Below are 11,093 nucleotides of genomic sequence, written 5' to 3'. Positions count from 1 at the left end.
TCGGCGCTTAATCCGCCCAACCTTTAATTCCCCCATCTTTCATGAAGGGTTAACCATGCACGTACTGGTCTGTGAAGACGACGAACTGATCGCCAGCGGCATCGTGGCCGGGCTTGGCGCCCAGGGTTTTACCGTCGAGCGCGTGGCCTCGGCCGCCGCTGCACGCGCGATGCTCAAGGCCGCCACGTTCGACATCATGGTGCTCGACCTTGGCCTGCCCGATGAAGACGGCCTCAAGTTGTTGCAACAACAGCGCAGCCAGGGCCTGGAAATCCCGGTGCTGATCCTTACCGCGCGCGATTCAGTCACCAACCGTGTCGACGGCCTGCAAGCCGGTGCCGACGACTACCTGCTCAAACCCTTCGACCTGCGTGAACTTGCCGCACGCCTGCAAACCCTGTTGCGCCGCGTGGCGGGGCGCCGGGTCAACCTGATCGAACATGGCCAACTGGCCTACGACCCCAGCAGCCGCGAGACCTTCCTGGCCGGCCAGCCGGTCGACCTGTCGCGCCGCGAGCAAGCCTTGTTGCAAGCCCTGTTGCATAACAAGGGCCGTGTGCTGTCCAGCGAACAGCTTAAAGACAGCGTCTACGGCTTCAACGACGAACTGGAAAGCAACGCTCTCAACGTGCATATCCACCACCTGCGGCGCAAATTGGGCAACGGCATCGTCGAAACCGTGCGCGGCCTGGGTTATCGCCTGGGCACGGCGGATGGGGGAGAGGACGCGTCGTGATGAGTTTGCGCCTGCGCCTGACGTTCAAGTTGGGCGCCGCTTTTGTGCTGATCTGGATTCTGGCAGCCGCCTGGATGCTCAACGATCTGCGCAACCAGATGATGTTTTCCCTCGACCAGCGTCTGGTGGCATCGGCGCGCATGGTGGCCGGGCTGACCGAGCAGATGCCGGGCCTGGCCAGTGTGAGCGGCGCGCCTACGCATTTGCGCACTGAACAACTGAACGTGCCAGGCGGCATGGCCTGCCAGGTCAGCTCCCTGCGCGGGGAAATCCTGGCGCGCAGCCACATGACCCCGGATGAAGGCCTGGAGTCGCGCAAAAGTGGCTTTCGCGACCAGATTATCGACGGTGTGGGCTGGCGCAGCTTCACGTTGTCCCGTGGCGACCTGCTGATCACCACCGCTGACCGCCAGGTGGAGCGTGAGGCGCTGAACCTGTCGATCCTGTTGGCGGCCTCGGTGCCGGTGGGCGTAGCCCTGCTGGGCTGCCTGTGCCTGCTGTGGCTGGGCATCGGCCAAAGCCTGTTGCCACTTAACCGCATGCGCGATGCCCTGATGCGCCGCAGTGCCGACTCCCTCGAACCGCTGCAGATTCACCCACTGCCCAGCGAGTTGAAGCCGCTGCTCGACACCCAGAACCAACTGTTGCAGCGCATTGCCAAGACCATCGAGCGCGAGCGCCGACTCACCGGCGATGCCGCCCACGAACTGCGCAGCCCGCTGACGGCGATCAAGACCCACCTGCAAGTGGCCCGCATGACCGACGGCGCCGCCCGCGACCAGTCCCTGGCCCACGCCGAAGAGGGCGCCGACCGCTTGCATCGCACCCTGGAGCAATTGCTGCTGCTGGCGCGGGTCGAGGGCAGCTTGTCGTTTGACGATGGCTTGCAATCAAGTGCCGAACAAGTGGCGCGGCTGGCGATTCAGGATGCCAATGCCGGCGATAACCGCCGCATCGACCTGATCCTGGCGGACAACCTCACGCAAGCGCCGGTGGAAATGCCGGTGGCCCTGGCGGTAGCGGCCTTGCGTAACCTGTTGGATAACGCGCTGCGCCATACGCCGGGTGACACTCGCGTTGAGCTGAGCGTGTTCACCAGCGCCGACACCGTGGTATTTCGCGTGCGCGACCATGGCAAGCAGATTTCTGCCGAAGACTTGCAATACCTGACCCAACGTTTCTGGCGCAATGGCAGCAGCGAGGGTTGTGGCTTGGGCCTGGCGATCGTGCAGGCCATCGTGCAGCGCTGCTCCTGCTCGCTGAAATTCGACAGCCAACCGGATGGCCTGCGGGTCGATCTGGGGATGCCGTTGCGACGCTGAGGACTTTTCTTCAAGCACTGAATAATTACCGCCAGCCTGACATTGATCCCTTCAGGATGGCGGTAATTTTTTTGCGTTTGAACGGGCTGAATGACTCAGCCTGTATTGAAAAGGACGGTTCTTATGTTGGTGATCGACAGCAGTTTCCCCGCTAAAGATTTTAATCAACGCAATGGCGAGGCTGTGCGGCAGGTGATCCTGCATTACACCGCGGCGCCCTTTGCGTCGTCTTTGCGTACCCTGACACAAGGTGGCGTCAGCGCTCACTATTTGCTTCCTGACCCTGATGAGCCCAGCTATGGCGCTGCCGGTTATGACGAACTGCGGGTGTTTCGCCTGGTGGACGAGGACAAACGGGCCTGGCATGCCGGGGTTAGCCATTGGGGCGGGCTGGATAACCTCAACAGCCGTGCGATCGGCATCGAGATCGTCAATTTGGCGCGCGATGATGCCGGGGTCTTTACCTTCCCCGAATATGGCCGGGAGCAGGTTGATACGTTGATCGCGTTGGTTCGCGACATGCTTGGGCGTTATCCGCAGGTGGGGCCTCTGGATGTGCTCGGGCATTCGGATGTGGCGTATTGGCGCAAGAGTGATCCGGGGCCTCGGTTGCCTTGGCGGTACTTGTTCGAGGCCGGGATCGGCGCCTGGTTTGATGAGACTACGCGCAGGATGTACCAGCGACGGTTTTGTCTTGGGTTGCCGCCGGAAGTAGAGGTGGAGCGGGCATTTCAGCGGTGCGGGTATAAACCGGCCTGGAACCGGCAGGCGTTTGAATGGAGGACGCGGGCGTTTCAGATGCACTTTCGGCCGCGCGATTATTGCGGGGTGCTGGATGGGGAGACGTGTGCGATTTTGTATGCGTTGAATGATCGCTATCGAGGGATTTGAGTGGTTGTTTGGTGGGGTACATATCCGTTGCTGCGGTAACGGCCGCTTATGGTTCCGCTCTTACAGCGGGTCACTTTTGGCAAACGCCCGGAATGCCGGCCCAGGCAAAAGTAACCAAAAGGTCTGTGCCCCACCACTCGGCACCTCGCTTGGGCTCGGTGTGCCCTCACTCCGGCTTGAATCCGTGGGTAACCCGGCGTCCTGCCGGGTTACCCACGGATTCAAGCCTGCGTTCGGCCATCGTGGTTAACGGGGCGTCTCAGATCAAGATCAAGATCTACAGCACGGCGGCCTGAAAGCCGACCTGAGTGGTTGAATCAAAAGCAAAAGCGGGTCCGCATACACTGAAGAGCTGCTTTTCTGTGGGAGCTGGCTTGCCTGCGATTCAGACACCTCGGTACATCAGGCACACCGAGTTGATGCCATCGCAGGCAAGCCAGCTCCCACATTAGACCGAGCATGGCTTTGCTGTTGCTGTTGCTCTGGCNNAAACACGATGGCCGGAATCTGACAGGGATTTGGGGGGTAAACCGGCAGGGATGCCGGTTTAGCCGCGCTGGGCCAAGGATGGCCCATCGCGGCGGCCCCCCAAATCACTGGCGGATTGCGGGCATGCCGAGCCATAGCGAGGCACCGAGTGTTGGGGCGAGGACCTTTTGGTTACTTTTGACTGGGCCGGCATTCCGGTCCTTGCAAAAGTGACCCGCCGTAAGGGCGGAACCCTAGGCCGCCGTTACCTAAAAACGGATATGCCCCCCATCAAAAAACCACAACCCCCCTAAATCCCCCCAGCGCTGGTGCGTCTCCAGAACATGAAATCCGCACATACGCGGATCGCCCGTTTGGTCACCCCACCCGCGTATTGAGGGATCGAGAGATGTCAGTCGCTACCAGCCGTATCGAAGACGCACCACCGGTGGAAACGCTCTACCACTTCGAAGAAACCCCACTGCTGGCCCGCCAGCGTCAGCAGGAATCCAATGCCCGCAGCTACCCTCGGCGTATCCCGCTGGCGCTCAAGCGGGCCAAGGGCATCTACGTGGAAGACGTCGAAGGCCGTAGCTTTATCGACTGCCTGGCCGGTGCTGGCACCTTGGCATTGGGTCACAACCATCCGGTGGTGATCGCAGCCATCCAGCAGGTGCTGAGTGACGAGCTGCCACTGCATACGCTCGACCTCACTACGCCGGTCAAGGACCAGTTCGTCCAAGACCTGTTCGGCCTGCTGCCGGCAAAGCTTGCGCAAGAAGCGAAAATCCAGTTTTGCGGCCCCACCGGCACTGACGCGGTGGAAGCCGCGCTGAAGCTGGTGCGCACTGCCACGGGTCGCAGCACGGTGCTGTCGTTCCAGGGCGGTTACCACGGCATGAGCCAGGGCGCGCTGAGCCTGATGGGCAGCCTGGGGCCGAAAAAGCCCTTGGGCGCTCTGCTGGGTAATGGCGTGCAATTCTTGCCGTACCCCTATGACTACCGCTGCCCATTCGGGCTGGGCGGCGCAGAAGGCGTGCGGGTCAACCTGCATTACCTGGAAAACCTGCTCAACGACCCGGAAGCCGGCGTGCTGTTGCCGGCGGCGGTGATTGTCGAGGTGGTGCAGGGCGAGGGCGGTGTGATCCCGGCCGATCTCGACTGGTTGCGCGGCCTGCGACGCATCACCGAGCAGGCCGGTGTGGCCTTGATCGTGGATGAAATCCAGAGCGGTTTCGGTCGTACCGGCAAGATGTTTGCCTTTGAACACGCCGGCATCATCCCGGATGTTGTGGTGATGTCCAAGGCCATTGGCGGCAGCTTGCCGCTGGCGGTGGTGGTGTATCGCGACTGGCTCGACACCTGGTTGCCGGGCGCGCATGCCGGAACGTTCCGGGGTAATCAAATGGCGATGGCGGCGGGCTCGGCGGTGATGCGCTACCTCAAGGAACACGACCTGGCCGGCCACGCGGCGGCCATGGGCGAGCGCCTGGCTGAGCACCTGCGCATCCTGCAGCGCGACTTCCCGCACCTGGGCGATATTCGTGGGCGTGGGCTGATGCTGGGCGTTGAGCTGGTCGACCCCAACGGCACGCCCGATATCCAGGGCCACCCGCCGGTGCATCGCCAACTGGCACCGCTGGTGCAGCGCGAATGCCTCAAGCGTGGCCTGATCCTGGAGCTGGGCGGCCGGCACGGCAGCGTGGTGCGCTTCCTGCCGCCGCTGGTGATCACCGCCGCCGAAGTCGACCGCGTGGCCGAGATCTTCGGGCGCGCGCTGGTGGCAGCCGTCGCCAGCCTCTAATTTTTAGCGGGCCTGGTACGTTTCTACAGATATCAGTGCTGCGCGTGGTGCGCAGCCAGTTTTTTAGCGATGGAGAACAGCAATGACCTCAGTATTTGACCGCGACGACATCCTGTTTCAGGTAGTGGTCAACCACGAAGAACAGTATTCCATCTGGCCCGACTACAAAGTGGTGCCCGAAGGCTGGCGCACCGTGGGCAAGAGCGGCCTGAAGAAAGAATGCCTGGCTTACATTGAGGAAGTCTGGACTGACATGCGCCCGTTGAGCCTGCGTCAGAAGATGGATGGCGCTGCGCTGGCTGGCTGATGCGTCGGAGCACTGTGAGCGGGCTTCCTGTGGCGAGGGAGCTTGCTCCCGCTGGGCTGCGGAGCAGCCCCAAAAACGGGAGTGCTTCGCACTGGAGCGCCAGCCCGGTCCAGCGCGAGCAAGCTCGCTCGCCACAGTAAGCGCTTCGCTACTGCTTTGTGTTGGTATACAGATAATCCGTCGCCAACGACGCCAGCGTCCGCACCCCCACCACCAACGCCGACTCATCCACAAAGAACCCCGGATTATGGTTCGGCGCCGCTTTGCTCATATCCTGATCCCTCGGCGTCACCCCCAGAAACACAAACAACCCCGGCGCTTCCTTGGCGTAAAACGAGAAGTCCTCGGCGCCACCCACCAGTGGGCCTTGCACCACATCATCCTTGGCTGCCCAACGCAGGCTTGGCAGCATTTTTTCGGTGAGTGCCGGGTTGTTGATGGTCGGGTCGTATTTTTCGATGATCGTGACTTCGGCCTTGGCGCCACCGCTTTCGGCGATTTTCTCCACCGTCTGGCGCACGTCCGCGTGCAGTTTCTGGCGGATGCCGTAGTCGTAGGAGCGAATGGTGCCGCTCATGTCCACCGACTCGGGGATGATGTTGTAGCGGGTGCCGCCGTTGATGGTGCCGATGCTCACCACCGACGGAAACGACGAGATGTCGGTGCGCCGACTCACCACGGTCTGCAAACCGACAATGGTCTGTGCGCCGACGGTGATCGGGTCGATGCCGTCCCACGGGCGGCCGGCGTGGGTCTGTTTGCCGAGGATCTTGATGCGCAGGTCATCGGAGCTGGCCAGGGTCGGGCCGGGGCGATAGGCGATCTGCCCGGCAGGCACACCGGCCCAGACATGCAGGCCGAACACCGCGTCCGGCTTGGGCGCTTTCATCACACCTTCCTGCACCATCATTTTCGCGCCCCAGGTGTTTTTGCCGTCGGGGATAAAGTCGCTCGGGCCTTCTTCGGCCGGCTGGAAATAAAACACCACGGTGCCGGGCAGGCGCTCACGCATGCCGCTGAGGATTTTCGCGGTGCTCAGTAGGATTGCCGTGTGAGCATCGTGGCCGCAGGCGTGCATCACGTCGACTTCCTTGCCCAGGTAAGTGCCTTTGGCTTTGGAGGCGAAGGGCAGGTCGGCGACTTCCTTGACCGGCAGCGCATCCATGTCGGCACGCAGGGCCACGGTCGGGCCGGGCAGCGCGCCTTTCAAGATGGCGACCACGCCGGTGCGGGCCACGCCGGTTTTGACGTCAAGGCCCAGGTCGCGCAGTTGTTTGGCGACCAGTTCGGCGGTGCGGGTTTCGGTATTGCCCAACTCGGGGTGGGCGTGAATATCGCGGCGGGTTTGCAGCAACGCCGGTTCGAGGATTTTGGCCTGGGCGGCGATTTCTTCCCGGGCACTCTCCAGGTCATTGCCCTGGCCACTGCTGGCGGCAATCACCGCGCTGCTGGCGAGCCCGCACAGCATGCCGAAAACCCATTGGTGTGTCAGACCGTTTAAACGCATACAGACCTCTCCTTGTTTATTGTTGTTGATCTTTCTCCTGCACCGTACCGGCGGTCACCACCTGCACGCTCAAGCGCGGTGTTGCCAGGTCCAGCCCGGCTTCATCCAGATGACGCTTGAGTGACAGGTTGAACGCCCGCGACACTTCCCACTGCTTGATCGGCGCGGTCTTGAAGCGCGCCCGCAGGATCGCGCTGCCGGACTCAAAGCTTTCCACACCTTGAATCTCCAGCGGCGACCAGATGTTGCGGCGTTGCAGCGGGTCGTTGCGCATTTTCTGGCCGACATCACGCATCAGCTTGATGGCGTCGTCGATCTCCATGTTGAAGGGGATCGCCACCCGGAAGATCGCGTAGCCGAACTCCCGCGAGTAGTTCTTGATGCTCTTGATTTCACTGAACGGGATGGTGTGCACGATGCCGTCGATGTCGCGCAGGCGCACGGTGCGGATGGTCAGGCCTTCGACAGTGCCGAGGTGGCCGCCGACATCCACGTAGTCATCAATCGCCAGGGAGTCTTCGATGATGATGAACAGGCCGGTGATCAAGTCCGCGACCAGCGACTGTGCGCCAAAACCGATGGCGATACCGATCACACCGGCACCGGCCAGCAGCGGCGTGACGTTCATGCCCATGTTCGCCAGGGCGACGATGGCGGCGATGATAAAAATGGTCACGAACAGCACGTTGCGGATCAGCGGCATCATGGTCTGCGCACGCGCATTGGCCAGGCCTTTGCGCGAGCGGGTGAGGGCATGGTGGATCGCGGTGTCGCTGAGGATCCAGATCAGCCAGGCAAACAGCAGCGTGCCGCCCAGGCCGAACAGCTTGACGCTGACTTCATGGCCGTCACCTTCGGTGAAGCGAATCATCGACAAGCCCCACACGCGCAGGCCCAGCTCGATGAATACCAGCCACACCACCAGATGGGCCAGGGTGTAGACGAAGCTTTTCAGGCGCTCGGAGTACAGCGCGTGGCGCTTATGCCCACGTTGCGGCTTGAGCGCATGGCGGCGCACCAGCCCGTTGATCACCATGCACAACACCAGCAATACCGTGCACAGCAGCGATTGACGCAGCGCGGTGCTGGTGTCGCCGGCCGACAGGAAGGTGGCGAACAGCGAGATGCCCACCAGCAACAACGCCGGGATGTACCAGAAGGAGCCGATGATCGAGAGCGTGTCGGTGAGGGCACGGCGTGTAAGGCGGCGCGACAGCGGTTGGTTGCGGATCAGGTGCGCGATCGGGCGGCGGAAGCGCAGGATAAACACGCCGGTGGACAGCGCGGCCATCACATTGGCGACGGTCGCGGCGGTGTGGGCCAGATGCTGGCCAAGCGCCGCAACCAGCCTTGGGTCGCTCAAGGCTTCACCGAAGGCGGCAAAACTGCCGATCCACCACAGCGGACGGAAGGCCTGGTGGCGCAGGATATACAAGGCCCGGTGACGGTGTGGGCCGTCGAGAACCGAGAAGGCAATCACGCAGATCGCCGAGAAACACGTGCCGATCACCAACGCATAAGCCAGCACCATCGCCAGGGATTTGCCCAGGGACGAAGGCAGTGCATAGCTGAGGTAAACCGTGATGATCAACGCAATCAGCCACGGCCCCAGTTTACGCAGGGCGAAGCGCACCATGTCCCAGGTACGCGGGTGTTGCGGCAGTTCTTCGGGCAGGCCGAAACGTTCACGCACACGGTGGCTGAGCCAGATCAGCGCGGCGGCCAGCAGGCTCCACACTGCCAGGATCACGGCAAAACCGAAAATGATCGGCAGCCATTCGGTGGCCGGCAGCATCAGCGCCGTGAGTTCTTCCTGGGCCAGGTCGATCTCGTTGGACCAGCGCCCCAACGGGCTGTCGGCCCCGGAAAACTGGGCTTCAAGCTCGGCCAGGGTGCTGCCGATCAAGCCGAGCACGCCTTGTTCGGCAGCGGGCTGGGCTTTTTGCGTGGCTTCGCGCAGCTTCTTCAGGTCGCTCAGCAGTTGGGTGCGCTGCTGATCGTTTTCCAGGGTCTTGATCACCTCGTCCAGCGACTGGCCCAGCGGCACATCGGCCTGAGGCTGGGTCTTGTTGGTGCTGCCCAGCAGGCCGGGCAGGCTCACGGCTTGCGCTGGCGCAAGGGGCAGCAGCGTGAGCAGGGCGATCAGAAAATAGCAGGGCAGGGCAAAGAGACGGGAAAGCACGAGGCGGTCAACCTTGAAAACGACGAATTGACCGAGTGTACGAGGCCGCTATGCCCAATGCGAGTGCATTTGTTATTCCGCCAGTTTGGCAAGGATCTTGTAAACCACAGTGCCGAGGATCAACAGCATACCGACCCACATACCAAACACACCCACCGGCTTGTCGCGAAAGTTGAAGCCGGTCGCGAGCAGGATCATGCCGATGATGATGGGAATGAGCATGGCGTGGAACGAAGACATGGAGATCATGGGGCGACGGCCTTGTCGGAGTGGGAATACTGACAAGTCTAGGCCGGATTGTGGGAAGTTGGAGTGATATGGGTCAGGTTTATGCAAAACCAACTGTGGGAGCGGGCTTGCTCGCGAATGCGGTGTGCCAGTTACAGATGAATTGACTGACACTCCGCTTTCGCGAGCAAGCCCGCTCCCACAGTTTTGACCGCATTCAGCCCCTGAGGTCAGGGCAAATCGCGGCTCGCATAAAACGCACCCAACACCTTCACCAGGTGCGCCAGATCATGGCTGCCACACAGCTCACGAATCGAGTGCATGGCAAACGTCGGCAAGCCGATATCCACGGTGCGCACGCCCAAGTGGCTGGCGGTGATCGGGCCGATGGTCGAGCCGCAACCCATGTCGCTGCGCACTACAAAGCTCTGCACCGGCACTTCCTGGGCCATGCACAGGTGGCGGAAGAACCCGGCGGTTTCGCTGTTGGTGGCGTAGCGCTGGTTGCTGTTGACCTTGATCACCGGGCCGGCGTTGAGTTTGGGGCCGTGGTTGGCGTCGTGTTTCTCGGCGTAGTTAGGGTGCACGCCGTGGGCATTGTCTGCCGAGACCAACAGTGATTTTTGAATGGTGCGTACGAATTCCTCACCTTCCGGTAGAAGACGGCGCAGGGTCTGTTCCAGCATCGGGCCATCCGCGCCGCAGGCCGAACAGGAGCCGACTTCTTCGTGGTCGTTGCACACCAGCACGCAGGTTTCGTCGTTTTCGCTGGTGAGCAAGGCTTGCAGGCCGGCGTAGCACGACAACAGGTTGTCGAGGCGCGCACCGGCGATGAAATCGCCATTGAGGCCGATCACCGCAGCGCTTTGCGTGTCGTAGAAACTCAGCTCGTAGTCGAGCACCACATCGGCGTTCAGGCCGTGTTCGCGGGCGAGTTGCTCAGTGAGCACGGCGCGGAAGTCCACCCGCTCGTCACCGGCAAACTGCGCAAGGATCGGCGGCAGCTCGGTCTGTGCATTGATCGCCCAGCCCTGGTTGGCTTCACGGTTCAGGTGAATAGCCAGGTTGGGGATGATGGCAATCGGCAACTTGAAGTCGATCAGTTGGCTCTCGACCTTGCCGTCGCGGCGGAAGGTCACGCGGCCGGCCAGCGACAGGTCGCGGTCGAACCACGGCGCCAGCAGCGCGCCGCCGTAGACTTCCACGCCCAACTGCCAGAAGCCCTGGCGTTGCAGCTCCGGCTGGGGTTTGACCCGCAGGCACGGGCTGTCGGTGTGGGCGCCGACCATGCGGATACCGTCTTGCAGCGGCGAATGCTTACCGAGCTTGAAGGCGATGATCGAGGAATCGTTACGGGTGACGTAATAGCGCCCGTTGGCCTCGGTGGCCCAGGTTTCACGCTCGTCGAGACGCTGGTAACCGGCCGCTTCCAGGCGCTGGGCGAGGGCGGCAGTGGCATGAAAAGGAGTAGGGGAGGCCTTGAGGAAGTCGATCAGGCCTTGATTCAACGCTTCGCGCATAAATAGCTCCAGACAGCAATGCGCGGAGTTTACCGTATTGGCTCCACATTTGAAGTGAAGCTACTCGCTTGAAAACCCTGCAAGGCCAATGTGGGAGCTGGCTTGCCTGCGATAGCGGTGTGTAAGCC

Annotated in this window: 9 protein-coding genes; 5 read left to right on the top strand and 4 right to left on the bottom strand. The window is 61.9% G+C overall.

Going from position 1 to position 11,093, the window contains the following annotated elements:
- Positions 1-55: 55 nt before the first annotated feature.
- The 5 genes from HX790_RS07240 to HX790_RS07220 all read left to right on the top strand — a co-directional run bounded on the left by HX790_RS07240 (position 56) and on the right by HX790_RS07220 (position 5,528).
- Entirely contained in the window at positions 56-736 is a 681-nt protein-coding gene (locus HX790_RS07240; protein ID WP_017134987.1) for a response regulator transcription factor, read from the top strand.
- Complete coding sequence (locus HX790_RS07235; RefSeq protein WP_017134988.1) at positions 736-2,058, top strand: ATP-binding protein; 1,323 nt, start codon at positions 736-738, stop codon at positions 2,056-2,058. The genes HX790_RS07240 and HX790_RS07235 overlap by 1 nt, the downstream gene beginning before the upstream one ends.
- A gap of 123 nt (positions 2,059-2,181) precedes the next feature.
- A complete protein-coding gene (locus tag HX790_RS07230; protein ID WP_017134989.1) occupies positions 2,182-2,949 on the top strand; it encodes an N-acetylmuramoyl-L-alanine amidase in 768 nt (255 codons plus the stop codon).
- Positions 2,950-3,826: 877 nt separating this feature from the next.
- Positions 3,827-5,221: an aspartate aminotransferase family protein gene (locus tag HX790_RS07225; RefSeq protein ID WP_017137861.1), complete on the top strand. Its 1,395-nt coding sequence runs from the start codon at positions 3,827-3,829 to the stop codon at positions 5,219-5,221.
- 82 nt (positions 5,222-5,303) lie between these two features.
- Entirely contained in the window at positions 5,304-5,528 is a 225-nt protein-coding gene (locus HX790_RS07220; protein WP_017137860.1) for an MbtH family protein, read from the top strand.
- Between the two features lie 148 nt (positions 5,529-5,676).
- On the opposite strand, the gene HX790_RS07215 is transcribed toward HX790_RS07220, so the two are convergent.
- From HX790_RS07215 to HX790_RS07200, 4 genes are all read right to left on the bottom strand, one after another.
- The gene (locus HX790_RS07215) at positions 5,677-7,035 is read right to left on the bottom strand and encodes an amidohydrolase (protein ID WP_176991389.1); all 1,359 of its coding nucleotides are present in this window, start codon (positions 7,033-7,035) and stop codon (positions 5,677-5,679) included.
- A 16-nt stretch (positions 7,036-7,051) separates the two neighbouring features.
- A complete protein-coding gene (locus HX790_RS07210; RefSeq protein WP_017137859.1) occupies positions 7,052-9,217 on the bottom strand; it encodes a mechanosensitive ion channel family protein in 2,166 nt (721 codons plus the stop codon).
- A gap of 72 nt (positions 9,218-9,289) precedes the next feature.
- Entirely contained in the window at positions 9,290-9,466 is a 177-nt protein-coding gene (locus HX790_RS07205; protein ID WP_017137858.1) for a hypothetical protein, read from the bottom strand.
- A gap of 209 nt (positions 9,467-9,675) precedes the next feature.
- Entirely contained in the window at positions 9,676-10,965 is a 1,290-nt protein-coding gene (locus HX790_RS07200) for a M18 family aminopeptidase (protein WP_017137857.1), read from the bottom strand.
- Between the last annotated feature and the right edge of the window lie 128 nt (positions 10,966-11,093).

Origin of the sequence: Pseudomonas sp. IPO3747, assembly GCF_013385245.1 — a bacterium.
Lineage (GTDB): Bacteria > Pseudomonadota > Gammaproteobacteria > Pseudomonadales > Pseudomonadaceae > Aquipseudomonas > Aquipseudomonas edaphica.
This window is presented reverse-complemented; position numbering and strand designations above follow the sequence as displayed.

Excerpts from the sequence above, each read along its gene's own strand:
- HX790_RS07240 (WP_017134987.1), top strand. The coding sequence starts at position 56 with ATGCACGTACTGGTCTGTGAAGACGACGAACTGATCGCCAGCGGCATC.
- HX790_RS07215 (WP_176991389.1), bottom strand. The coding sequence starts at position 7,035 with ATGCGTTTAAACGGTCTGACACACCAATGGGTTTTCGGCATGCTGTGC.
- HX790_RS07200 (WP_017137857.1), bottom strand. The coding sequence starts at position 10,965 with ATGCGCGAAGCGTTGAATCAAGGCCTGATCGACTTCCTCAAGGCCTCC.
- HX790_RS07230 (WP_017134989.1), top strand. The coding sequence starts at position 2,182 with ATGTTGGTGATCGACAGCAGTTTCCCCGCTAAAGATTTTAATCAACGC.
- HX790_RS07220 (WP_017137860.1), top strand. The coding sequence starts at position 5,304 with ATGACCTCAGTATTTGACCGCGACGACATCCTGTTTCAGGTAGTGGTC.
- HX790_RS07205 (WP_017137858.1), bottom strand. The coding sequence starts at position 9,466 with ATGATCTCCATGTCTTCGTTCCACGCCATGCTCATTCCCATCATCATC.
- HX790_RS07235 (WP_017134988.1), top strand. The coding sequence starts at position 736 with ATGAGTTTGCGCCTGCGCCTGACGTTCAAGTTGGGCGCCGCTTTTGTG.
- HX790_RS07225 (WP_017137861.1), top strand. The coding sequence starts at position 3,827 with ATGTCAGTCGCTACCAGCCGTATCGAAGACGCACCACCGGTGGAAACG.